Raw genomic sequence first — 26,495 nt, 5'->3', positions numbered from 1 at the left:
TTTAATTAGAAAGCAGGTTCCAGTTTGACCCAATGGTGCGTTACGGGGCGGGCTGTCCCAACACTGGCTATGAGGTTGAAGATCAGGGCAAGCCTGCCCCTAACGTAAGCATTCAGCTATCAGTCATCAGCGGTCAGCCATCAGCCGTCAGCTGTTGACTGATAGCTGATAACTGATAGCTGATAACTAATAGCTGATAACTAGCTGATCGCTGATAACTGATCGCTTACCTTGCCTCTTGCCTTTCCCTAAGGGATTCTGTTCACAACTCAAATAGAAATTATCTGTTCTATTTTCCCTGAGGGGGTGACATGCCAGCTAAAATCCTTACTGGGTAATACTTTCAGCCGATATGTTACAAAAAGATACATACTATTTTGGCCTGACCTTGAACGTAGTTATAAGGGTTTGAGCTTCTAGAACATCATTCGTAGGGTCAATTGGCCAGTTTTTCAATGTTCATGAGAACTGGCATCAAAGCCTTATATAGTAAGCTTTTCAGGGCTCATTTCACCGCCTCAGGCCACCCGTTTGTCCCCCGTTATTTATATTTACTATCTTAGATAAGCGGGTTAGCATTTCGCCACCCGTTTGTCCCCCGTTATTTATATTTCCTATCTTAGATAAGCGGGATATGAGCTCGATACTCGGATCCTCTGTCCGAGGATTTAATCTATCGCTGATCCCAAATAAACCAAAATTTCTCAAAAGGCTACCTCCTACCACTGCCGCGCTTTCGGTTTCTGACAATATTTGGAGGTGGGTTTCTGGTAAGTCTAGGATAGGTTTGGCTTTGGTAGTACTCACAATCTGATATTTTCTCTTCATTGTCATTGCTTTAAACTACAGTTATACAAAGGTACCGATCTGGTACATGCCATTAATTGTTTATGGAAGCGATGCAGAGGTGCGACCCGTGGCGAATTTAATTCGCCTAGGTCAAGCGCACCTAAGCGGTCTTGGGGGTTCCCATGAGCGACTGCCGTGGTTCCCCCCACTCGCGCTTTGCATCAAGACAAGTGGGTTAAACACATCACTGTTTCTTGAATGTCCTTACTTTGTAATCACTCCGAAAATCCAAATTTTCTACATTTTCATATAAAGTTTTGTAAATATGAGTAATTTTTGAGAGTCTTTCAGAGCGATCGCACAAGCACGGAAACTGAGGCCGTAGGCCACGCTTTGCGAACGTTTTGTCGCACCTCCATACTCGTAGTCAGTAACACCTTATTAGAGACTCAATTCACTTATTTTTGGGTTAAGTCTTCCGCGTCAGTAATGCCGACTCAAGTTACCATAGTAGTTATTTAGATAGTAATGAGGTGAGTTATGGGATTAGGGGCAAAACCACTTGACGTGTACTCTCACTGGTTTACTTTAGTGTATACAGCGCCAGATGATTCAGTAGAAAGGTTTCCCATTCATGGACTGACTCTTGATAAAGAAATTCCGATAAAATATTCTGGTACTCTTGAACATTGGTGCGGAATGACTGCTTCCCAGGCTGCTAAAGCTATAGATGAAAAGTTAACTACTTTTCGCGAGTTTTTGAATAGTGATTTTAGAGATAAGCCGAAAGACTATTACTCGACTATTCGAGGTAATTGTGAACAACTGAAACTAGTTAAAGAAGATGTTTTTAATATTGACTATGTAATTTGCTTTTGGAAATACTGTGACAATAATGTTAAAGCTAGCAAGTTGGTTAGCGCCTTTGAGGATTATTGTTCAAAGAAGAGGAAGGAAGAAATAATAGAGCATAAAAATGAAATAAAAGGAAAACAAATTGCAATAGCAGAAATATGTAGACTTTGGTATGATCTGGCTAATTTGCAGTTTGATGATGGTCAATACAGTGATGCCTTATTATCAGCTAATAAGGCTCTATTACTTGTGAATGATGATTTATTGATGTCGCCAATGAAATTTGATTTCCATGAAGAAGTTTCTTTGTTACTTGACAAAATTTCCAGGAAACTTGAGAATCAATAATTCGCTGTTTCCTGGTTCATTTTTTGGCTTCATCTAACATCTCCAGTATCAGCCCCTCCCTGGGATGCACCCCGGATAATACCGGGCATCGACCGTAACCAAAGGCGATCGCATACTCAAGCCCATCTCTACATCCCCTGGCTTGTCATGTCCATGCCCGGCTCATCCCGTTGGTTCAGAAGTTCCAATTCTAAATTCTCAATTCTACATTCTTAATTCACAAATTTCGTTGTCGATTTTCTATCTCTTTTAAATCCTCTGGATCATCGCCAAAACAATGTTCAGTTTGATAAACTTTGACAGCGATCGCAGGTAAAATTCCATAACAGATGGGTTCTGCGAATTCACACGCTTTTTGAAAACTCCACTCCCCACCTCTTGGAAGCCGACCATCGGGAAACTGGACGGTCATTACCCCAATATTAGTATCCGTGGGTACATTAAATCCATCACCAGCGAGAGCATGTGATACGCAGTGCTCTCGTATTGATGGACCACCGTATCCACCACTTCCTCCTGTTACTAAATATCCGACAGAATTAGCGAATGCTGCGTGATGATTAATACTGCTTTCTGGGTGATTTTTTTGTCCCCAATTAAAGGCTTTTTTAAGTATTTCTGTGTAGTCCATGATTTTTGTGTAGTCCATAGTGGCAAAGTTTAAGGTTTTCTATGAGTGCGATCGCACCATTACAAACTGCCGCGATCGCGTTTCTAGGGAACGGGTGGGTTTCTCCAGAAAACTATAACGCTATTGTTAGATTAACCTTGCGCAATAGCTTCATGGATGTAGGTGTTTGGTTTGAGCGACGGTCGGGGATTCCGCTTGAATTTCGGCTGTGCGCCCTGGTTCCGGGTAAGGGTGGAGAGAAGAACCTCGCTTTGCTCGCGAGCCACCTGCGGCGGCTCCACCCTAGAGTTTTGGTAATTTTTATCATGTTAATGAGGTACTACAATGGCTGAAAAAACACCTGCGATAGCAGGTGCCCCTAATATAGATTTATAAATTAAAACAATCAAGATATATGGTTATTTAAGCTATTAATTATGGGTGTATTAGTTTATTGTATTTCTAGATTTTTTATGGGGTATTACATCCATATTTAATAGGCAACTTTTGTACATTACTAACATGAATAAAATCGCTCCAAGGCACTAGGAGCGGGTATAGTAATATTTACTTAACTGAATACCTATAGACAAAGTATTACCCTCAGGGGTACTGTGGTGTTAAAAATTATTAGTCATCATAAAAATGTGCTGAGAGAAAAATTCAGCAATATCACCACTCCTATTAATAATGAGTATTTCTTGAATAGTTTTTCAGGATTTAACTTAGACAAATAGGGTGAATTTTTCTGAGCATAACAATTGTAATCAATAAGGAGCAAATGACTTGGCAAATATCACTGGTAACAACTCAAACAACAACCTTGTTGGTACCTCTAGGAACGATACTATCTTAGGTGTAGGTGGCAACGATACCCTGATTGGTCTCGCTGGTAGTGACTTATTGAATGGTGGTACTGGTCGCGATCGGATGTTTGGTGGTACGGGCAATGACCGCTATGTGGTTGACAACGTGGAGGATGTGGTTACCGAACTCCGTAATCAGGGTACTGATACAGTCTTATCCTCCATCAACTTTACCCTAGGAGCCAACCTGGAAAACTTGACCCTGACTGGTAATGCTTTATTTGGCTTCGGTAACAACCTCAACAACGTCATCCGTGGTAACAATTTAAACAACTGGCTTAGGGGGTCTTCAGGTAATGATTCCTTATTTGGTAATGCTGGTAATGATAACCTGCGTGGTGAATTTGGCAACGATTTCCTTTTTGGTGGAACAGGCAACGACTTATTGAATGGTGGAACAGGTAACGACAACCTCTCTGGAGGTCCAGGTGACGACAACTTCATTGCAGGTTCAGGCAATGACACCCTTTTTGGAGGTACTGGCAACGACAATTTGAATGCTGGTACAGGCAATGACCTGATGTTTGGTGGCACGGGCAATGACATCTATGTGGTTGACAGCGTGAGGGATGTGGTCAACGAATTCCGTAATCAGGGTACTGATACAGTATTCTCCTCTATCAACTTCACCCTAGGAGCCAACCTAGAAAACTTGACCTTGACTAATAGTGCTATCGGCCAAGGTAATAACCTCAACAACATCATTCGTGGTGGCATTTCAAACAACTTCCTTAGGGGGTTTTCAGGTAATGACTCCTTATTTGGTAGTGGTGGTAACGATACCCTAGTTGGTGATAGTGGCAATGACTCCTTATTTGGTGATAGTGGTAACGATACCCTAGTTGGTGATAGTGGTAATGACTCCTTATTTGGAGGTGTGGGTTCAGATACCCTTAACGGTACTAATAGTGTTCTGAACGGTACTGGTGAAATTGATATCCTAAACCCTGGTAATGATTCTGCCCGTGACTTGATTATTCTGGGTGATAGTACCTCTGTTTATTACAACGGTAATGGGGGAGATTTTGCTGTTATTGACAATTTCGACAGAAGTTTCTTTGGCGGAAATAACTCAGACAAAATCCAAATTTCAGGGTCATTGTCCAATTACAGCTTAAATTCATTCACAGGTATAATAGCTGGTGTTAATATTGTCAACGGTACTCGCATTAGCTTAGGTGCAGATGATATTGCTTATGTTGATTCTAATGGTTTACTGACAGCTAATGACTTTGTGTAACTGGGTGACAAGTCGTATTGTTTACTTGACCCACTCTCTGAGTTTAGGAACTTCCTAAAAAAACTCATCCAAAAGACATCTCTAAAAATTAACTTCAAACCCTTGTAATGTCTGGGTCAAAACCGATTTTATAGAGATGTCTTTTAGGTGTACCTACCTGAAGGGGTGACGAAAATGCTTATAAAGCAGATAGGGCAAGCTTCATAGCTCTCATTCCTCGTAAATAATACTTCTGTTTATTAGGATTAACTCTCATTAAGTCTTGTATTAAATTAGTAAGTTCATTGCTAAGATTGACCCAAGTTTGAGCATATAAGCCTATATAAAAACTACTGTGTCGTCGTTGTAAACGACCATATTCTTTTACTATACCGACATATTTCTGAACTCCTTTACGTTTAATTTCTTGTCCTTGAAGAGTAGAAGAAGTATAAGCTACTGCTATTAATAAAATCAGGAAAATTAACCGATCTCCAGAGACATTAGTGTCTTCTAAATTATAGCCACCTTTTTTTAAATATCTAAACATTTGTTCAATATTAAACCGTTTTTTGTAAGCGGCAATAGCCAAGTCTAAGGATTTTAAGTTTGTTAGAATAAACCAGGGTTCTTTTGGAGCAAATCCTGAAATTTTTCTTTTCCATTTTCCCGCAATATTAAAACTTATAGACTCCTTAGTCTTGGTGACTTTAACTCCTTCAAAAAATAACGAAGTTCCTGGAACTAATCCTAAAGAATCTAGCTCTATCCAAATTTGTTTTTTAACTTCAATAAATTCATTTTTTTTAAGACGTAGACAAAAGGATAAAGACTGTTGTGACAACCATTTTGCGAGCCTAACAGAACAAAATTCTCTATCTCCCAATAGGCAGATTTTATAATCTTTAAAAATTGGCATTATTTTTGATATATGACATGTCTGCTCCTTAATATTACTGCTGCCTAATTTTGGCAGCAAGGTAAAGTATATTGGAAAGGCTCTTTTATCCCAAATTAAACTAGTTACTAAAAGATTGATTTTCCCCCAATTTGTCCGATCAATTACCACATAAACTAGTTGGTCTGTTTCCAAATAGGTTTCCATTATACTAGCTATTATTGGAAACCAAATAGCTTCTAATTTTAGATCTTGTAAAGATAAAAAGCGTTGTATCCTTTTTCTTCTACTTTCAAGCTTGATTCCAAGAGGTAAAGCATTGGCTAACTTTTCTAGACTAACTTTTTTGATTGATTGTATAAGAATTACTAAAATATTGAATAAAATAAAATGACGATATTTTAGTTGACTTCTCAGATGCTTTTGATATAATAAGGGTAACATTTGCAATAGATAGGTCTTATTGAAAATTTGAGACCTATCTTTTTAGATCACAGATCGTTACACTCTTTATGTATCAAGTGTTTCAAGCCATATAGTCGCCCCCCCAGCTATTTTCCCTGATCGCTTGAAATTCAAGTAGTAGACTATTTCAATAACTATTTTAGAGCGCTTGATGGCAATGCCTGACAATACATCTGATGCCCAACTTTACTTTCTCTTACAGGTTCTACAAGCAACTGCAGACAGTAATGGTGACGCCCAGGTAGTTTACGGATTACTGGCAGCAAATACAGACAAACTGGATCATAGATTAGCAGAACAATTGCGTGATTGGGCAACAAGTAAGCTGGCGGAAGCGAAAGCAGATGAAGCAAAATTAATAGCAGCAGTTATTGGCAGTTTTAGCAATCTAATTAAGCAATTCCCCTTGGGTGACAAAGCCAGCAATATCGAAATTGCCATCACTGGCTATGAAGTCGCACTAACTGTTTTCACCCGTGAAGCTTTTCCGGTTGATTGGGCAACGACTCAAAACAATCTCGGTACTGCTTACTCAGACAGAATTACAGGTCCCAAAGCACAAAACCTAGAAGAGGCTATCGCTTGCTACCAATCGGCTTTAGAAGTACGCACCCGTGAAGCTTTTCCGGTTGATTGGGCAATGACTCAAAACAATCTCGGAAATGCTTACCGTGACAGAATCACAGGTCCCAAAGCACAAAACCTAGAAGAGGCTATCGCTTGCTACCAATTGGCTTTAGCCGTTTACACCCGTGAAGCTTTTCCTTATGAATGGGCAAGGAGTCAAAACAATCTCGGTAATGCTTACTCTGACAGAATCACAGGTCCCAAAGCACAAAACCTAGAAGATGCGATCGCTTGCTACCAATTGGCTTTAGAAGTACGCACCCGTGAAGCGTTTCCCGAACAATGGGCTTTGACTCAAACCAATCTCGGTAATGCTTACCTTAACAGAATCACAGGTCAGAAGGCACAAAACCTAGAAGATGCCATCGCTTGCTACCAATTGGCTTTAGAAGTACTCACCCGTGAAGCGTTTCCCGAACAATGGGCTTTGACTCAAAACAATCTCGGTAATGCTTACCTTAACAGAATCACAGGGGAGAAAGCACAAAACCTCGAAAATGCCATCGCTTGCTACAAATTGGCTTTAGAAGTACGCACCCGTGAAGCTTTTCCCGAACAATGGGCACAGACTCAATACAATCTCGGTCTTGCTTACCGTAACAGAATCACAGGGGAGAAAGCACAAAACCTAGAAGTTGCCATCGCTTGCTACAAATTGGCTTTAGAAGTACGCACCCGTGAAGCTTTTCCTATTGATTGGGCAACGACTCAAAACAATCTCGGTACTGCTTACTCAGACAGAATTACAGGTCCCAAAGCACAAAACCTAGAAGATGCCATCGCTTGCTACCAATCGGCTTTAGACGTTTACACCCGTGAAGCTTTTCCCTATGATTGGGCATCGACTCAACACAATCTAGGTCTTGCTTACCGTAACAGAATCACAGCTCAGAAGGCACAAAACCTAGAACATGCCATCGCTTGCTACCAATTGGCAAAAGCAGTTTACACCCGTGACGCTTTTCCTGTTGAATGGGCATCGACTCAAAACAATCTCGGTATTGCTTACTCTGACAGAATCACAGGGGATAAAGCACAAAACCTAGAAGTTGCCATCGCTTGCTACCAATCCGCTTTAGAAGTAAGTAACCGTGAAGCTTTTCCTATTGATTGGGCATCGACTCAAAACAATCTCGGCGGTGCTTACTTAGAAAGAATCAAAGGGGAAAAAGTACAAAACCTAGAAGAGGCCATCGCTTGCTTGAAATTGGCTTTAGAAGTACGCACCCGTGAAGCTTTTCCCTATGATTGGGCACAGACTCAAACCAATCTCGGTAATGCTTACTCTGACAGAATCACAGCTCAGAAGGCAGAAAACCTAGAACATGCCATCGCTTGCTACCAATTGGCAAAAGCAGTTTACACCCGTGACGCTTTTCCCTATGAATGGGCAGGGACTCAACACAATCTCGGTAATGCTTACTCTGACAGAATCAAAGGGGAAAAAGCACAAAACCTAGAACATGCCATCGCTTGCTTGAAATTGGCTTTAGAAGTACGCACCCGCGAAGCTTTTCCTATTGATTGGGCAATGACTCAAAACAATCTCGGTAATGCTTACCTTAAAAGAATCACAGGTCAGAAAGCAGAAAACCTAGAACATGCCATCGCTTGCTACCAATCCGCCTTAGCAGTTCGCACCCGTAAAGCTTGTCCTATTGATTGGGCAGAGACTCAAAATAATCTCGGTATTGCTTACTCTGACAGAATCACAGCTCAGAAGCCAGAAAACCTAGAACATGCCATCGCTTGCTACCAATCCGCCTTAGCAGTTCGCACCCGTGACGCTTTTCCTGTTGAATGGGCATCGACTCAACACCATCTAGGTCTTGCTTACTCTGACAGAATCACAGGGGATAAAGCACAAAACCTAGAAGTTGCCATCGCTTGCTACCAATCCGCTTTAGAAGTACGTAACCGTGAAGCTTTTCCTATTGATTGGGCATCGACTCAAAACAATCTCGGCGGTGCTTACTTAGAAAGAATCAAAGGGGAAAAAGCACAAAACCTAGAACATGCCATCGCTTGCTTGAAATTGGCTTTAGAAGTACGCACCCGTGAAGCTTTTCCCCAAAAGTATCTAGATACTCAAAATAACCTTGGTTTTGTTTACCAAGATGCTCAAAATTTCCCGGAAGCTTACAAGGCTTTTGATGCTGCCATTAAAACCGTAGAATCCCTGCGAGATGAAATTAATTCTGGTTCTGGAGTAGAAGAATACAAAACCAAACTAGCTGAAGAGTACAACCGAAGCTATCGAGGCATGGTGGAAGTCTGTATAGATTTAAAGGACTACACCCAAGCCCTAGAATACGTGGAACGGAGCAAAACCCAGAATTTAGTTGAAAAGATTCTCAGCAGTGACCTGAAAACCATCTTTCCCGCAGATGTTGTCTCTCAATTAGAACAATACAGGGATAAAATAGCAGCAGGTCAATATCAAATCCAACATGGCAAACCTGACAATCCAACAGCCCTGGCACAACGTCTTCAACAGTTGCGACAGCAGCGCAATGATTTACAAGATCGATATTTACCTATCGGTTCTGGCTTCCAGTTTAAGCAATTCCGGGAAACTCTAGAGGAAAATACTGCTATTGTTGAGTTTTATATTAGCTTTGATCGCTTTTTCACCTTCATTTTTACTCGCCACAGCCAACAGCCTCTAGTTTTGTCATCTTCTACTGATGGCAAGTTAGATGCCTTGATAGATTGGAGAAATGCTTATCTGCTAGATTATTACGTCCAACCACAAGACTGGAGGAATCAACTAACCTCAAGATTCCAGAAGCTAGCAGAGATTCTGAATCTTAACAAGATTCTCCAGCAATTACCCAAAGAATGCAATCAACTGATCCTCATCCCCCATTGGTATCTACATCTATTCCCCTTACACGCCTTACCCCTTCCTGAAAATCCAGGTAAATTGCTATTCAATCGCTTCTCCCAAGGAGTTCGTTATGCTCCCAGTTGCCAATTACTGCAACTTGTCCAAACCAGAAAACGCGCGGACTTTACCCACCTGTTTGCCATCCAAAACCCCACGGGTGACTTAAGTTACGCTAACATCGGAGTAGAAGTGATTAAAAGCTACTTCAATCGAGCGGATACAGAGGTCCTTGTGGAAAACGCTGCCACCAAAGCCGCCATAGATAGCAAACCTCTCAATACTTACCACTGTTTACATTTTAGCTGTCACGGTTACTTTAACTACGATAAACCACGTAAATCGGCTCTGATCCTCGCAAATTACCACGTTAGCCCTGCACCAGCTAAACTTAATCCAGAACAACATCTAGTTTTGGATAAAGGTGAAGTAATTGACTTAGACAAATGCCTCACTTTAGATGCCATCTTTGCCCTGAAATTAGAACAGAAATTAGAACAATGTCGCCTTGTCACCCTTTCTGCTTGCGAAACAGGATTAATCGACTTCCAGAATAGCAGCGACGAATACATTGGTTTACCCAGTGGTTTCCTAGTTGCCGGAAGTCCAGCAGTAGTTAGTACCCTATGGAAGGTAGAGGAGGTTTCTACAGCGTTGTTGATGATTAAATTTTATCAGAATCTGCTAAACCAGATGTCCTTAGCAGTTGCCCTGAATCAAGCCCAACTCTGGCTGCGGGATGCCACTGTACAGGACTTGCGAAATTGGGCTGAACAGTTAACTAAACAGTTGACTTTGGAGAATAAATTTAAGGAAGAAGTGGAGGAAGAACTCGAGTTATTTAAAAATGACTACAACCCCTTTGATAATCATTATTATTGGGCAGCTTACTGCGCGATTGGACAATACTATATTTAGTAACCTAAACCGCAAAAAATATTTATTTATGGAAATTATAAAAATTTTAGATAAAAAAATCCAAGTTTTTCGGCAAGCACTCGAAACTAAATCTGAGGATTTTGAATTTGAAGACTTGCAAGACTTAGATCAAAATTTAGTAGCTTTAGACACTCAAACAGAAGCCGATTTAGTTAATATACTAACAAATTGGTTCAAGAACCATACAAAACTCACAGATACTCTACGCCTATTTGCTGATGAGAGGGAATTAAAGCATTCGCCCAAGCTTCCGTCTAATTCCGAAGCAAGTATTCTTCAAAACCTATTTGAACTGCGACAAACCAACCAAGAAATTATTAAAACTAAAACTAAGCAACAACAGTCAGAGAAGAGTAAGCAATAAAAATGTCAAACAATGAGTCATAAAATCTACGCACCTAATATTCATCTCTTTGCCTTCCATCTTCGGAATGTATCTAGTAGTGATTCCCAAGCAGACAGGGACTATGACAGCAAACTGCTTTGGCACAAGTGCCATGATATTTTTGCTAAATTCCAAATTCAACAGACGCTAGACCTGAGAGAGGTTGCAGAAGGTTCCCGCATTGCTTTACTAAACGGAGCCACCAAGGAAAATATTCTCTTACCGTTGGAGGGTAAATTATCTCTCAATAATGGCAAAGGAATCAGGATTACTGGTCAAGCTTGTCCACTCCAGATCTATGATAGTTATGCTCTCGGTTTGAATATTCGGATTCCTGAAGTTGAGAATAATCAGAAAACCGAAGACGTAGACCTGACTGTATTCAACTATTTTAATCCAGACCAGTGCTTTCTTCCCAGTAAAATTAACAGTAACATTAACAGTTCCCTAGGACAAATTCTGTTACTAACTGCTTGGCTACCCCAGAAGCAAGTGCAAGATTCCCATGTATGGAAAGAGATAGCTGATCAGTGTGTGCAGAATTTTATGGGGGAAAAGGATAAGGATAACTGTCCACCGCTTTATCAAGAAGGTCAATTATTTGATAGTCCAATTTTTGAATATGGCATTCCCGATCAATCTCAAGACTATGGTCAAATTTTTGTTTGGCTATTTTTAGGAGAAGAGGTCAATGGCAACTATGGTGCCCGGGCAGAGGAAAATTTTTGCTTGTTTTATCAAAATTTTATTGATTTATTTTTTTATCGCCAAAAAGTAATTAAAGCTTATCAACTCAGCCGGGAGGTGTATAGTGATGCTTACCAAGGATATCAAGAGATTAAAAAAATAATCAATGAAACGACAGGTCACAGGCTGGAAGCTTATGCCACGACTCAAAGTCAAGATAATCAGAGCTTATTATCTGAGGCTGAACTGCTAGACTTTAAGAAGAAGCTGAGAATACTGCCGAAGCTAGACTTGAACTATTCAGACTGGCTGAGACAGTTAGAAAGCTATAGCTTGACCATGAAGATTAATGCTCACAATTATTCGGAAAAGCTTAAACAAGTTAAAGAAAAATTACCAAAGGATGAAGATTTAAGCTTTTTATCAGTATTTGAGCATAAAATTAGCCCTACTTATCAAGAGCAAATTCAAATAAACTTAAGCTATTTTGGACATAGCTCCGCCCTGTTAGACAAAGCGATTTCCTCAATCAGAGGTATTGTGGAAATTGAACAAGCAGAACGCGATCGCGCTTTGGAAAAAGCCCTCAGAGATAAGGAGGAGGCTGATCGAGCCCGAGAAAAAAAATTAGAACGTTGGATCACCTCCGTCGGTATTGGACTAGCCGTCAGTAGTATTTCTTCCCAAAGCGATGCTAAACAACCTCTAGAAGCCATCCTGATCGAACTAGACCTCAAGGGATTCTTAAATTGCCCTAAAGCTGAAGACCAGCCTTGCTTGAGTTACAGTGTGGTGTTTGTGCTATTTCATATTTTGATTGGTGTTGCAGTTGGTGTTGGCGTTGGTGCGATCGCTGTTTTCGCTGCTTTTATTTTGGATCGAATTATCCATTGCTGGTCAAAATTATCTGCAAAGGGAGTAGGGAGCAGGGAGCAGGGAGCAGGGAATCGGGAGTAGGGAGCAGGGAGCAGGGAGCAGGGAGCAGGGAATCGGGAATCGGGAATCGGGAATCGGGAGTCGGGAGTCGGGAACTTCCAATCAAAAATTCTGACAATTAATTTAGTGTTAATGTCGCAACAGTTTAGGGAATTCTCTGACTGTAGTCCCTTTGATAGATTGATGGAGCACGGTAAGCTATCAGCCGTCAGCTGTTGGCAAAAACACTGATGACAATAGACATCTTGGAAAAGTATTTTTCTGATAGTGTTTACGTCAATTATTGTCCACTGTTCCCTGTTCCCGACAACTGCCGCGAAGTCTAATAGAAGGCTAATATCATGTTATGACAATTGCCCTGTCTTGATGCAGTCGCTCATGGGGGAAACCCCCAAGACCGCGCTGCATCGCTTAATAAAAATCTCCCCCATCTCCCCATCGGGTGCATCTCAATGCATGCTGTTTGAACCTGTGGTGCGTTACGGGACGGACTGTCCCAATACTGGCTACTGATAAAATCAGAGGCTTTGGGTCTTATGACGCACCCTACCCAACTTTTTTACTCTTGCCTTTTGCCTCTTGCCTCTTGCCTCTTGCCTCTTGCCTTTTGCCTTTTGCCTCTTGCCTCTTGCCTTTTGCCTCTTGCCTTTTGCCTTTTGCCTCTTGCCTGCTCCCTGCTCCCTGCTCCCTGCTCCCTATCTCCCCTTAGTTACAGATTGACAATCAAACGATGCACCCGCCAGCCTCCCTCCTCAAGGGTTACCAAATCACTGCCCAACTTTATGAAAGTGCCAATTCTCTGGTTTATCGTGGTTACCGCGATAGTGATCAGCAGCCGGTTATCCTTAAATTTCTTAAACAGGACTATCCTAGCCCAGAAGAACTAACCAGATATCAACAAGAATATCACATCACTCGCTCTCTTAATCTAGAAGGAGTTATTCAAGTCTATGACTTGCAGCACTATCAGAATACTCGGGTAATTATTTTAGAGGATTTTGGCGGAGAGTCATTAAGCCTTTTACTAACGAAACAAACCCTTAGCATCAAAGACTTTATCACTATTGGTATCAAGATTAGTGAAATTTTAGGACAAATTCATACGGCCAATGTCATTCACAAGGATATTAACCCCAGTAATATTGTTTTTAACTGCGACACGGGAGAGCTGAAAATTATTGACTTTGGGATTTCTACGGTGCTATCGCGGGAAAATCCAACTCTAAAAAATCCCAATGTCATAGAAGGAACCTTAGCCTATATTTCACCAGAACAGACCGGGAGAATGAACCGCTCCCTGGATTACCGTACAGATTTTTATTCCCTTGGTGTCACCTTCTATGAACTGTTAACAAAGCAGCTACCGTTTCCCACTACTGACCTGATGGAGTTGGTACATTCTCATCTGGCTAAATCCCCTGTGGCACCCGATGTCTTGATCAGCTCACAGAGGGAGGGAGGGGGAGACGGTTGTCCAAAAGCGGTTTCAGATATTGTGCTTAAACTGATGGCAAAAAATGCGGAAGACCGCTATCAGTCGGCTCATGGGCTCAAGACAGATTTGGAACACTGTCTTGAACAATTACAAACCACAGGAGAAATCAAAACCTTTCAACTCGGTCACTACGACATTTCCGAACGATTCACTATTCCTGAAACCTTGTATGGTCGAGACCAGGAAATTGCGACGTTGCTGGCAGCATTTGACCGGATAGCTGCCCTCTCTAGGAAAGACGGGGCTGAACTACTGCTGGTGGCTGGTTATTCTGGTGTGGGCAAGTCAGCCTTGGTTAATGAAGTCTACAAACCCATTACTGCCAAGGGTGGTAATTTCATTGCTGGTAAGTATGACCAATATCAGCACAACATTCCCTATGATGCGATCGCAAAAGCTTTCCATGACTTGTGCAATCAACTGCTGACCGCAAGGGAAACGACTCTCAATCAATGGCGGCGGAATATTCTAGCTGCTGTGGGCAACAACGGGCAAGTGTTAATCGATGTGATTCCTGATTTAGAGAGGATTATCGGTAAACAGCCCACCGTAGCACCAGTGGATGCGATCGCATCCCAAAACCGTTTCAATCTAGTTTTCAAGAACGTCATCAAAGCCATTTGTCAGTCAGATCATCCACTGGTCTTGTTCATTGATAATTGGCAATGGGCTGATAGTGCTTCATTAATGCTGCTCAAGACAATTATCACCGATAGCGAGCTTAAGCATTTACTAGTTGTGGGAGCCTACCGAGACCATGAAGTAGATCCAGCCCATCCCTTCATGACTGCTGTCGAAGAAATCAAACAAGAGGGGGGAATTGTTTCACAGATTCATCTCGATAATCTCAAGCCAGTCCATGTGAATCAGTTAATTGCTGATGCCTTAGACTGTTCCCCTCAAGATAGCCAACCCTTAACAGATTTAGTTTACTCCAAAACTCATGGTAATCCTTTTTTTACCACAGAGTTTATAAAATCCATTTATACAGAAGAATTATTACTATTTAACCATACCCAGTGCCAATGGCAATGGGATAGTGAGCTGATTGAAGCCAAAGATATTACCGATAATGTGGTAGACTTTATGGCAGCTAAAATCAGCACGCTCTCGGAAACGACTCAAAAGATATTGCAGGTAGCCGCTTGTATTGGGAATAGCTTTGATGTATTACTATTAGCCGTTATTTATCAACAGTCTCCCCAGCAAGTCATCTATAGTTTATTGCCCGCTATCCAACAGGGATTAATTGTTTGCTTAAATCAAGGGTATCAGCTGATTAACCTCGATGATGATACCGACTGCAGTGTAGTTAAATTTAGATTTCAGCACGATCGGGTTCAACAAGCAGCCTATACCCTGATTGAACCATCAGAAAAAACAACGTTTCACTTACTAATCGGTCGCCTGTTATTAAAAACCAAGACATCCGAAGCCTTATCAGAGTCTATCTTTGAGATTACCGATCATCTCAATCTTGCCAGTGACCAGGTTACCTCTCCAGAAGAATTCCATGAAATTGCCAGGCTTAATCTGATCGCCAGTCAAAAAGCCAAAGTTTCTGCTGCTTATGAACTAGCAACGAATTACGCCAATGCAGGCATTAATCATCTATCAGATCTATCAGCAGATAGCTGGCAAACCCATTATGAATTGACCTTAGCCTTACATAACGAAGCCATTGAGGCAGCCTACCTTAACGGTGATTTGAAAGCAATGGCGAGATTAGCTCAGGTAGTGCTACAGCAAGCTAGACTCCTGCTGGACAAGGTGAAAGCTTACCAAGTCCAAATTCAAGCCTCCATCGCACAAAACCAGTTACTGGACGCCCTCAATACCGCTCTAACTATTCTCAAACTCCTAGGGGTAAGCCTTCCAGAAACCCCAACCAACACTGATATCGAGCTTGGACTGGCCGAAACCATCCAGAATTTGCCAGCTATTGCCATTCAAGACTTAATTAACATGCCAGAAATGACCGATCCCTACAAGCTGGCAACCATGGGAATCTTATCCAGCGTGCTGAATGCAGCTTATATGGCAATTCCTGACTTGTTACCCCTGATTGTGTTTGCACAAGTCAATTTATCCATCAACCATGGCAATTCCTCGTTTTCGGCCTTTGCTTATGCCAATTATGGCTTAATTCTCTGCGGGATAGTCGGAGACATCGATAGCGGTTATGAATTTGGTAAACTTGCTTTCAGTATTCTAGAAAAATTTAATAATAGAGCTAATACTAAAGCCAGGACATTCGAGATAGTTTGCCTATCTATCAAGCACTGGAAAGAGCATATCATGGAAACCTTAACCCCTTTGCTTGAAGCCTATCAAAGTGGGCTGGAAACTGGCGATTTAGAATATGCTTCATTTGCCGCTTTAGATTATTGTTCCCATTCCTATGTCCTTGGCCAGGAACTAAACGGACTTGAACAAGAGATAGCCACCTATAGCCAAGCCATCAATCAGCTTAACCAAACAACTGTCTTTCACTTAAACGAAATCTTTCATCAAGCGGTTTTGAATTTGCTCGGAAATGCCGAAAATCCCTGTTATCTAATCGGTAAAGCCTATAACGAAGCGCAAATGTTACCAATCCATCAGCAAGCAAACGATATCAGTACCATGGCATTATTATATGCTAATAAACTGATTCTTTGCTTTCTATTTGGTGATTTGCTTGAAGCTAGGGAAATTGCTGCTAAACTAGAACTATATTTAGAAGGAATTCCCGGACAAGTATTCGTCCCCCTGTTCTATTTTTACGATTCTTTGGTAAGGCTGGCGCTATATCCTAGTTCAACAACTATGGACAAAGAAGAATGTTTAGCTCGTGTTGCTACCAATCAAGAAAAGATTAAAAACTGGGCTGACTATGCTCCCATGAATTATCTGCACAAATTTCATCTAGTAGAAGCAGAGCGCCATCGGATTCTAGGTCAAAACCTGGAAGCGATGGATCTATACAATTGCGCCATTGCTGACGCAAAGGAAAACGGATATCTTAACGAAGAAGCCCTTGCCAACGAACTCGCCGCCAAATTTTATCTGGAATGGGGCAAAGACAAAATTGCCCAAGTCTACATGATGGAGGCATACCATAGCTACAGTCACTGGGGAGCATTAGCAAAAGTCCAAGACTTAGAACAACGTTATCCCCAGTTACTAACCCAAACCGCCAGTAACCTTCGATTCTCTGCTACTCACACCACCACCTCATCCACCACTGCCACAACCCTATCCGATTCCCTAGACCTAATCAGCATCCTCAAAGCCTCTCAAGCCCTAGCCCAAGAGATTAAACTTGATACCTTACTAGCCAACATGATGGCAATTGTGATCGAAAATGCCGGAGCCGAAACGGCGTATCTATTGCTTCAACAGAATCAGCAATGGGCGATCGCAGCAGAAGGGATACTTGATACCAATAAAGATAGCAAGAAAGTAAACATTTTACAATTCGCTCCCTTAGATAATTTCCCAGAAACCTCCCTACCAAAGTCCATTATCAACTACGTTATCCGAACCCAAACCAGTGTTGTTTGTCACCGTGCTACTAAACATCAGACCTTCTCTACAGATCCCTATATCCAGATTCATCAACCCCAATCGATTTTGTGTACTCCCATTATTAACCAAGGCCAACTAATTGGTTTGCTCTATCTGGAAAATAATCTCACCACTGGAGCCTTTACACCAGACCGATTAGAAGTCTTAAATCTGCTCACCTCCCAAGCTGCTATTTCCCTAGAAAATGCCCTGTTGTATCGCCAATTAGAAGACTATTCCCACACCCTAGAACAGAAAGTAGAAGAACGCACCGCCCAACTAGCGGAGTCTAATCAACAACTGAAAGCTGCTAAACAAAAAGCCGATACTGCTAACGAAGCTAAAAGCGAGTTCCTTTCTAACATGAGCCATGAATTGCGTACTCCTCTCAATGGTATCCTCGGCTATGCTCAAATCCTCAAGCGAGACCGGGACCTAGGCACCAAGCAAATCGATGGCTTAAGGATTATTGAGCAAAGCGGCAACCATTTGTTGACTCTAATCAACGATATCCTCGACCTATCTAAAATTGAAGCTCGCAAAATGGAACTCTACCCCAGGGATTTACACCTCCAAAGTTTCCTCGAAAGTGTGGTCGGGATTATCCGCATGCGTGCAAATGAAAAAGATATTTTGTGCCAATATAACCCTGAGGATAACTTACCTCATGGCATTAAAGCTGACGAGAAACGACTGCGACAGGTACTGCTAAATTTATTAGGTAATGCTGTTAAATTTACTGACACTGGTGAAGTAACGTTAAAGGTTAATGTGATTAGTCTCGACCAACCACAAAAGACAACAGTTCAGACAACACTTCTTGATGCAGTCGCTCATGGGGGAAACCCCCAAGACCGCACCGGTAGTCGCTCATGGGGGGAACCCCCAAGACCGCGCTACCTCGCTGCATCGCTTCGTTTTCAAGTCATTGATACCGGTGTTGGTATGACCGAAGAACAGTTACAGAAAATTTTCCAACCCTTTGAACAAGTCGGAGATACCCAACGGCGTGCTGCTGGCACTGGTTTAGGTTTAACAATTACCAAGCAGTTAGTAGAGCTAATGGGAGGAAAGCTACAAGTGACAAGCGAATTTGGTTATGGTTCTACCTTCTGGTTTGATGTTACCTTCCCAGTAGTAGAAACATACCAACCACAGCAGCAACAGAGCCTGGGGCAAATTGTTGGTTATATTGGCTGTCGGCGCAAGGTATTAATAGCGGAAGACTTTGCAGCAAATCGGGCTGTGTTGCAGAAGATGCTAGAGCCATTGGGCTTTGAAATAGCGATGGCAGAAAATGGCCAGCAGGAAATCGAACTAGCTCAACAGCTGCAACCTGACCTGATATTGACCGACTTAGTCATGCCGGTCAAAACTGGCTTTGAAGCGATCGCAGAACTGAGAAACCTACCTCAAATGCAGGATATCCCAATTATTGCAGTGTCCGCTAGCGTGTTAGACACAGACATTGAGAAAAGTAAGCTTGCAGGCTGTCAAGGCTTTTTGTCCAAACCCGTGGATGAGCAACAGTTGCTGGAATTATTGGGAGAGTATTTGCAACTGGAGTGGATTTATGAAGAAGTATCGCAACAAACCATAGCACTAGCTAGTTCAGAGCAACCATTAGTGATTCCGCCACCAGCAGAAATGGAAGTCCTCTACGAATTAGCCATGCTCGGCAGTATGAAAAAGATTCGCCAACGAGCCACCTATCTTGAAGAACTGGATACAAAATATATACCCTTTGCTAAGAAACTAAAAGATTTAGCTGAAGGATTCCAGGAGCAAAAGATTTTAGCTTTAGTGGAAAAGTATCTAGAAATGGACAACAGTTAATCGGTTAATGGGAGTAGGCAAGAGGCAAGAGGCAAGAGGCAACCCACCCCTAACCCCTCCCAGGAGGGGAAGGCAAGAGGCAAGAGGCAAGAGGCAAGAGGCAATGCTTACTTCAGACTTCTAACTTCGAACCTTGCTGACTTCTGACTTCAGACTTCAGACTTCTAACTTCGAACCTTGCTGACTTCAGACTTCAGACTTCAGACTTCAGACTTCAGACTTCGAACCTTGCTGACTTCAGACTTCTGACTTCTAATGTTACCTAGTCTGCAGAAACAGGGAAATATATAAAATGAGTCCCGTTGAATTGGTCGCTGAGGCAGTATAGCACTACGCATTAAAGTTAGGACATTGATAAAAGCAGCACACGCTAATGCACGTCAACTTTTGCCTCTTGCCTCTTGCCTCTTGCCTTGCCCGTAGCGCTATATCCCCTCACCTAGGTATGTCACCCATGAACACAACTCCTCCCAACATTAAAGGCTATTCCATCACTGACCTGGTTTATCATGGGTCGAGAACCGTAGTTTATCGTGGCACTAGGAACAATGACCACACACCAGTAGTACTCAAATTCCTCAATAATTCCTATCCCAGCTTCCAGGAACTTGTCCAGTTCCGCAATCAGTACACCATTGCCAAAAATCTTGACCATCCCGGCATTATCAAAATCTATAGCTTGGAGTCTTACCACAATACATTGGTATTGGTGATGGAAGACTTTGGTGGCGTCTCCCTGGAAGAGTATACCACTGATAGCTTGGATCAAAGAGCGATAACGGATGATGTAGAGCATCCCGGTATGCTCAGTAAGCAGTCACTTCAGCAGGACTTACGCAAGTGCCCCCTAAATCCCCCAATTCTGGGGGACTTTGACATCATTACCCCCCAGAATTGGGGGGCAGGGGGGCAAAACCAACTAAATTTCGTAAGTCCTATTCAGGAATTTCTCCACATCGCAATTCAAATCGCCTCAATCCTGGATGAACTCTATCGCTACCGAGTCATTCACAAAGATATCAAGCCTAGGAATATCCTGATTAATCCCAGCACCAGTCAGGTCAAATTCATCGACTTCAGTATTGCCTCCCTACTGCCGAAAGAAAGCCAAATCCTGACTAGTCCTAACTGCCTCGAAGGTACCCTGGCTTATCTGTCTCCGGAACAAACTGGACGGATGAATCGCGGCATTGACTACCGCAGTGACTTTTATTCGACAGGGGTAACCTTCTACAAGCTGCTCACCACAGAGTTACCCTTTAGCACTACTGACCCGATGGAGTTGGTTCACTGTCATATTGCTAAACAACCATTAGCTGCACACCAGCGTAATCCAGCTATTCCCCCACTCCTATCTGACATTATCAGTAAACTGATGGCTAAAAATGCCGAAGACCGTTATCAGAGTGCTTTGGGACTTAAGTATGACCTACAACAGTGTTCGGAGCACTGGCAGAGATTGGGGGCGATCGCTGAAATTAAATTGGGTAGTCGAGATATTTGCGATTGCTTCGTAATTCCCGAAAAACTCTATGGGCGTCAAGCCGAAGTAGATACCTTACTCGCCACCTTTGAGCGAGTTAGTCAAGGAACCACAGAAATGATTCTGGTCGCTGGCTTTTCCGGCATTGGTAAAACCGCTGTGGTCCATGAAGTCCAAAAACCGATTGTGCGGCAGCGGGGTTATTTCATCCAAGGTAAGTTTGACCAGTTCCAGCGCAATATTCCCTTTAGTGCCATAGTCGTTGCACTCCGGGATTTGATGGAGCAATTACTCACCGAAACTGATGCCCAACTGCAGCAGTGGAAAGCCGAAATTCTGTCTGCTTTGGGTGAGAATGGTCAAGTGATGGTGGATGTGATTCCAGAATTAGAAGGAATTATCGGCAAACAGCCTCCTGCTGACGAACTTTCTGGTACGGCAGCTCAAAATCGGTTTAATTTGCTCTTTAGTAAATTTATCCAAGTGTTTACCACCAAGGAACATCCCCTGGTGATTTTCCTAGATGACTTGCAGTGGGCAGATTCTGCTTCTCTGAAGTTGCTGCAATTGTTGATAGCAGAAACTCATACCATACATCTACTGTTGATTGGTGCTTATCGAGATAATGAAGTAAATCCTACTCATCCATTGATGCTCACGTTGTCCGAGATGGCCAAAGTGGGCGTTCCACTCAATACCATTACCCTCGACCCCCTGAGCAAATCTGACTTAAACCATCTGATTGCCGATACTCTTACTTGTGGGATAGAACTGGCGGAACCCCTAACCGAACTAGTGGCTCAGAAAACCAAAGGAAATCCTTTCTTTGCTACCCAATTCCTGAAATCCCTCCATCACGACCGATTAATCACCTTTAATTTTGACCAAGGGTATTGGCAGTGTGACATCAGTGAAATTAGATGCTTGGCTCTGACGGATGACGTGGTTGAATTTATGGCACTGCAGTTACAGAAATTGCCAAAAGAAACTCAGGATGTCTTAAAACTAGCGGCTTGTATTGGCCACCAATTTGATTTGAATACCCTGGCGATTATCCATGATAAATCTCCAACTGAGACGGCAACTTCTTTATGGAAATCTCTGCAAGAAGGGTTGGTGTTACCCACCACGGAAATTTACAAATTTTTTACTGTTAATAGTAATTCCCCATCAAACACTGAAGAAAAATTATCCCAAAGCTCAATCCCGGATCACCAATCCCCAAGTTACAAGTTTTTACATGACCGAGTCCAACAAGCCGCTTATTTTCTGATTCCGGAAGACCAGAAACAGTTAACCCATCTGAGTATTGGGCAACTGCTGTTGAAAAATATCCCCACAGCAGAACGAGAAGAAAAGATTTTCGATATTGTCAATCAGTTAAATTATGGTCTGGAGTTAATTACAGATCAAGCACAGCGAGATGAATTAGCTCAATTAAATCGTATTGCTGGAGAAAAAGCCAAGGGAGCCACGGCCTATGAGGCTGCTTTTAACTATTTAACAGTAGGTCTGGAACTGCTAGGGCAAAATAGCTGGCAACGTCAGTATGACCTAACCCTAGCTCTATATCAAGCTGCTGCCGAGGTGGCATACCTCAATACCGACTTTGAGCAGATGGAGCAAATGGTTGAGGTGGTGTTGGCACAAGGGAAAACACTACTGGACAAAATCACCGCCTATCAAGTCTTGATTGATGCCTATAAAGCCCAAAATCAGCTTGAGCAAGCCATTACCACCGGGCTGCAAGTGCTGAACCTATTGGGGATAGAACTGCCCCAACAGCCCAGTCCAGAGGATATTGAGCTGGCCCTAAAGCAGACACAATCAGCTTTAGAGGGTAAAGAGATTGAGGAGTTAATGGATTTGCCGGTAATGAGCGATCCCGAAAAACTAGGGGCGATGACTATCCTCTCGCGACTCGCACCAATTACTTATATGACCAATCCTCTACTGTATCCGTTAGTGGCTTTGAAACAGGTCAATCTCTCCGTGCAAGAGGGGAATTCTGCTCTGTCTGCTGTGTCCTATACACATTACGGCATCTTGCTCTGGCAGGTTTGTGGAGATATCAATGGCAACTATCGATTCGGTCAACTTGCTCTGGGGTTATTAGCACGGTTCAATGCGAAACAGCTTAAATGTACAGTACTGTATGTGGTCAATATCACCATAAAGCCCTGGAAAATGCATGTGAACGAAACATTAACCTCGTTGCTAGACGCTTACTCTGTCGGGATAGAAACTGGAGATTTTGACAACTCTGCCGCCTCTGCGTTGATGTACTTAGAACATTCCTTTTGGCTCGGCAAAGAGCTGACTGAGCTTGACCAGACCTGTGCCAACTATCATCAAAGGATTGATCAACTCAAGCAAGAGATCCCACGTCAGCTTATTGCCATCACCTGGCAAGGGGTCTTAAACTTACTAGGACAAGCTGAAAATTCTTGCTGTTTAAAAGGTGAAGTCTACGACGAAGAGATCATGCTCCCGCTCCATCAGGAGTTCAATAACCTCAGGGCACTTTACACCCTACACCTGAATAAATTATTCCTGTGTTATCTCTTTCAGGATTATCAGCAAGCTTCGCAACAAGCCACCATTACCGAAAATTATATAGATGGAGTAGCAGCCCTTTTCCTTTTTGCGCTTTTATATTGCTATGACTCTCTAACTCGCTTAGCTCTATATCCTAAACAGAATCACGCTCAACAACAACAAAGTTTAGATAAGATAGCTAAAAATCAAGACAAAATCAAAACATGGGCAGACCATGCCCCGATGAATTATTTGCACAAATTTTATTTAGTCGAAGCCGAGCGCTATCGTGTTTTGGGTGAAAAGCTGGAAGCTATGGAGTATTATGACCGCGCTATTGCTGGAGCAAAGGAAAATGAATACATCCAAGAGGAAGCCCTGGCTAATGAGCTGGCTGCCAAATTCTACTTGGAGTGGGGTAAAGAAACTATTGCCCAAGCCTACCTAACTCGTGCCTACTATGGTTATAGCCACTGGGGCGCAAAGGCTAAGGTGGAGGATTTGGAAATTCGCTATCCCCAATTTCTCAGTTCCATTATTACCCAGAAAACTACTAGTCTCAGCACAGCAGAGACGATCACCAACATCACTACTCAAGGGGTTAATACCACCACTACTAACGCTTCCACTGCTTTGGATTTGGCTACGGTGATCAAAGCATCCCAGGCTCTATCTGGGGAAATCCAGCTTGATAAGTTGCTCTCGACTTTGATGCAAGTGGTGATGGAGAATGCTGGAGCTGACAAATGCGCTCTGATTTTGGTAAAAGGTGAGAGGTTAGTGCTTGAGGCGATGGAAACCGCTAATCTGGCTTTAGTGGAATCTATGGCAGTGGAAGAAAGCCCAGATATTCCCCAAAGTGCGATAAATTATGTTAAGCGGAAATCGGAAACCCTAGTTATTAATGATATTACGGTTGAGACTATCCTAGCGGCTGATCCCTATTTTATCCGTCAGCAACCCCGAAGTCTGATGTGTACTCCTATCATCAATCAAGGTAAACTAATTGGTTTACTTTATCTAGAAAATAATCTTACCACTGGAGCTTTTACACCAGACCGATTAGAAATATTAAATCTGCTCACCTCCCAAGCCGCCATTTCTCTCGAAAATGCTCAACTTTACAGCAATTTAGAAGACAAAGTTGCCGAACGCACTGCTGAATTAGCACAAGCTAAACAAGCAGCTGATGCGGCTAACCAAGCTAAAAGCGAATTCCTCTCCAATATGAGCCATGAACTTCGTACTCCTCTCAATGGAATTCTGGGCTATGCTCAAATCCTGAAGCGAGACCGAGACTTAGGCACCAGACAAATCGATGGTTTAACTATTATTGAGCAAAGCGGCAACCATTTGTTAACTCTGATCAACGATATTTTAGACCTATCTAAAATTGAAGCTCGCAAAATGGAACTCTACCCCAGGGATTTACACCTCCAAAGTTTCCTCGAAAGTGTGGTCGGGATTATCCGCATGCGAGCCTTGGAAAAAGATATTGTGTGCCAATATAACCCTGAGGATAACTTACCTCATGGCATTAAAGCTGACGAAAAACGATTGCGACAGGTACTGCTGAATTTGTTAGGTAATGCGGTTAAATTCACTGACCATGGTGAAGTAACATTAAACGTTAAGGTGATTAGTGCTCCCTCAAAAATCACCGTTGCTGATTCTGGGTATGATGTTGCCCCCCTAGCCCCCCAATTGTGGGGGGAACAAAACTCTGAAAGTCCCCCAAAGTTGGGGGATTTAGGGGGCTTGACCAAAACCAAAGGTACGCGCATTCATACTTCAATTCAGCAAGGCCAAAAAATTGACCAATCACAAAAGAAAACACTTCTTGATGCAATAGCGAGTGGGGGAAACCAACGGCAGTCGCTCATGGGGGGAACCCCCAAGACCGCGCTGCCTCCCCAAGACCGCACCGGTAGTCGCTCATGGGGGGAACCCCCTTTGGCCGACTACCTCGCTGCATCGCTTCGTTTTCAAGTAATTGATACCGGTGTTGGTATGACCGAAGAACAGTTACAGAAAATTTTCCAACCCTTTGAACAAGTGGGAGATACCCAAAGGCGTGCTGCTGGCACTGGTTTAGGGCTAACGATCACCAAGCAGTTGGTAGAGCTAATGGGAGCAAAGCTACAAGTCACAAGCCAACTTGATTATGGCTCTACGTTCTGGTTTGATGTTACCTTCCCAGTGGTAGAAACATACCAACCACAGCAGCAACAGAAGCTGGGGAAAATTGTTGGTTATATTGGCTCTCGGCGCAAGGTATTAATAGCGGAAGACAAACCAGCAAATCGGGCTGTGTTGCAGAACATGCTGGAGCCGTTGGACTTTGAAATAGCGATGGCAGAAAATGGGCAGCAGGAAATCGAACTGGCTCAACAGCTGCAACCTGACCTGATATTGACCGACTTAGTCATGCCGGTCAAAACTGGCTTTGAAGCGATCGCAGAACTGAAAAACCTACCTCAAATGCAGGATATCCCCATTATTGTGGTGTCCGCTAGCGTGTTAGACACAGACATTGAGAAAAGTAAGCTTGTCGGCTGTCAAGGCTTTTTGTCCAAACCCGTAGATGAGCAACAGTTGCTGGAATTGTTGGGAGAGTATTTACAACTGGAGTGGATTTATGAAGAAGACTCCCAACAGACCATAGCAGCAGCTAGAATTGAGCACCCTTTAGTGATTCCGCCACCAGCAGAAATGGAAGTCCTATACGAATTAGCCATGCTCGGCAGTATGAAAAAGATTCGCCAACGAGCCACCTATCTCGAACAACTGAATACAAAGTACATCCCTTTTGCTAAGAAACTCAAAGATTTAGCAGAAGGATTCCAGGAGGAAAAGATTTTAGAGTTAGTGGAAAAGTATCTAGAGATGGACAACAGTTAATCAGTTAATGGGAGTAGGCAAGAGGCAAGAGGCAAGAGGCAAGAGGCAATAGTGAAAATAACTTCTGTAATTCATAGCTATAAAAAACGCTATATCTTGTTGCAAAACCAAATTTAATTGAGTTAAGCTGTAGACAAAATATTTATTAAAAATACTAAGGATTATCGCCTTTAGCAATATAT

General features: G+C 42.6%; 14 protein-coding genes. 10 read left to right on the top strand and 4 right to left on the bottom strand.

Going from position 1 to position 26,495, the window contains the following annotated elements; translation table 11 throughout:
- Positions 1-1,125: 1,125 nt before the first annotated feature.
- Complete coding sequence (locus BJP34_RS39135) at positions 1,126-1,311, top strand: hypothetical protein (protein WP_149030871.1); 186 nt, start codon at positions 1,126-1,128, stop codon at positions 1,309-1,311.
- Positions 1,312-1,329: 18 nt separating this feature from the next.
- Positions 1,330-1,992 (top strand): hypothetical protein, encoded by a 663-nt coding sequence (locus BJP34_RS08935; protein WP_070392043.1) that lies wholly within the window; start codon positions 1,330-1,332, stop codon positions 1,990-1,992.
- Between the two features lie 217 nt (positions 1,993-2,209).
- Here BJP34_RS08935 and BJP34_RS08930 read toward each other — a convergent pair whose 3' ends face one another.
- Positions 2,210-2,641 (bottom strand): hypothetical protein, encoded by a 432-nt coding sequence (locus tag BJP34_RS08930; protein WP_070392042.1) that lies wholly within the window; start codon positions 2,639-2,641, stop codon positions 2,210-2,212.
- 747 nt (positions 2,642-3,388) lie between these two features.
- Here BJP34_RS08930 and BJP34_RS08920 point away from each other — a divergent pair.
- The gene (locus BJP34_RS08920) at positions 3,389-4,708 is read left to right on the top strand and encodes a calcium-binding protein (protein ID WP_070392040.1); all 1,320 of its coding nucleotides are present in this window, start codon (positions 3,389-3,391) and stop codon (positions 4,706-4,708) included.
- Between the two features lie 178 nt (positions 4,709-4,886).
- Here BJP34_RS08920 and BJP34_RS08915 read toward each other — a convergent pair whose 3' ends face one another.
- Positions 4,887-6,029 carry an IS4 family transposase gene (locus BJP34_RS08915; protein ID WP_070392039.1) on the bottom strand — a complete coding sequence of 381 codons (1,143 nt, stop codon included), beginning with the start codon at positions 6,027-6,029 and terminating at the stop codon, positions 4,887-4,889.
- A 172-nt stretch (positions 6,030-6,201) separates the two neighbouring features.
- Here BJP34_RS08915 and BJP34_RS08910 point away from each other — a divergent pair, with 172 nt between their 5' ends.
- From BJP34_RS08910 to BJP34_RS08900, 3 genes are read left to right on the top strand one after another with little or no spacing between them, the layout of a single operon-like run.
- A complete protein-coding gene (locus BJP34_RS08910) occupies positions 6,202-10,482 on the top strand; it encodes a CHAT domain-containing protein (RefSeq protein WP_070392038.1) in 4,281 nt (1,426 codons plus the stop codon).
- 28 nt (positions 10,483-10,510) lie between these two features.
- Positions 10,511-10,867, top strand: coding sequence for a hypothetical protein (locus tag BJP34_RS08905; RefSeq protein WP_070392037.1), 357 nt, complete (start codon positions 10,511-10,513; stop codon positions 10,865-10,867).
- A 12-nt stretch (positions 10,868-10,879) separates the two neighbouring features.
- Positions 10,880-12,532 (top strand): hypothetical protein, encoded by a 1,653-nt coding sequence (locus tag BJP34_RS08900; RefSeq protein WP_070392036.1) that lies wholly within the window; start codon positions 10,880-10,882, stop codon positions 12,530-12,532.
- On the opposite strand, the gene BJP34_RS48595 is transcribed toward BJP34_RS08900, so the two are convergent.
- The gene (locus BJP34_RS48595; RefSeq protein WP_267876519.1) at positions 12,479-12,613 is read right to left on the bottom strand and encodes a hypothetical protein; all 135 of its coding nucleotides are present in this window, start codon (positions 12,611-12,613) and stop codon (positions 12,479-12,481) included. The genes BJP34_RS08900 and BJP34_RS48595 overlap by 54 nt on opposite strands.
- Positions 12,614-12,877: 264 nt before the next feature.
- On the opposite strand from BJP34_RS48595, the gene BJP34_RS42795 reads away from it, so the two are divergent.
- From BJP34_RS42795 to BJP34_RS08890, 4 genes are all read left to right on the top strand, one after another.
- Entirely contained in the window at positions 12,878-13,024 is a 147-nt protein-coding gene (locus BJP34_RS42795; protein WP_158517096.1) for a hypothetical protein, read from the top strand.
- A gap of 52 nt (positions 13,025-13,076) precedes the next feature.
- Complete coding sequence (locus BJP34_RS42790; RefSeq protein ID WP_158517095.1) at positions 13,077-13,220, top strand: hypothetical protein; 144 nt, start codon at positions 13,077-13,079, stop codon at positions 13,218-13,220.
- Positions 13,221-13,241: 21 nt separating this feature from the next.
- On the top strand, positions 13,242-19,391 hold the full coding sequence (locus BJP34_RS08895) for a hybrid sensor histidine kinase/response regulator (protein ID WP_070392035.1): 6,150 nt from the start codon (positions 13,242-13,244) through the stop codon (positions 19,389-19,391).
- A gap of 373 nt (positions 19,392-19,764) precedes the next feature.
- The gene (locus BJP34_RS08890) at positions 19,765-26,313 is read left to right on the top strand and encodes a hybrid sensor histidine kinase/response regulator (protein ID WP_083305067.1); all 6,549 of its coding nucleotides are present in this window, start codon (positions 19,765-19,767) and stop codon (positions 26,311-26,313) included.
- Here the strand turns inward: BJP34_RS08890 and BJP34_RS42785 are convergent, their stop codons facing one another.
- Complete coding sequence (locus BJP34_RS42785) at positions 26,314-26,490, bottom strand: hypothetical protein (protein WP_158517094.1); 177 nt, start codon at positions 26,488-26,490, stop codon at positions 26,314-26,316.
- Positions 26,491-26,495: the final 5 nt, after the last annotated feature.

The organism is Moorena producens PAL-8-15-08-1, from assembly GCF_001767235.1.
Taxonomy (GTDB): Bacteria; Cyanobacteriota; Cyanobacteriia; order Cyanobacteriales; family Coleofasciculaceae; genus Moorena; species Moorena producens_A.
The sequence above is the reverse complement of the archived record's forward strand: the minus strand, read 5'-3'. Positions and strand labels throughout refer to the sequence as shown.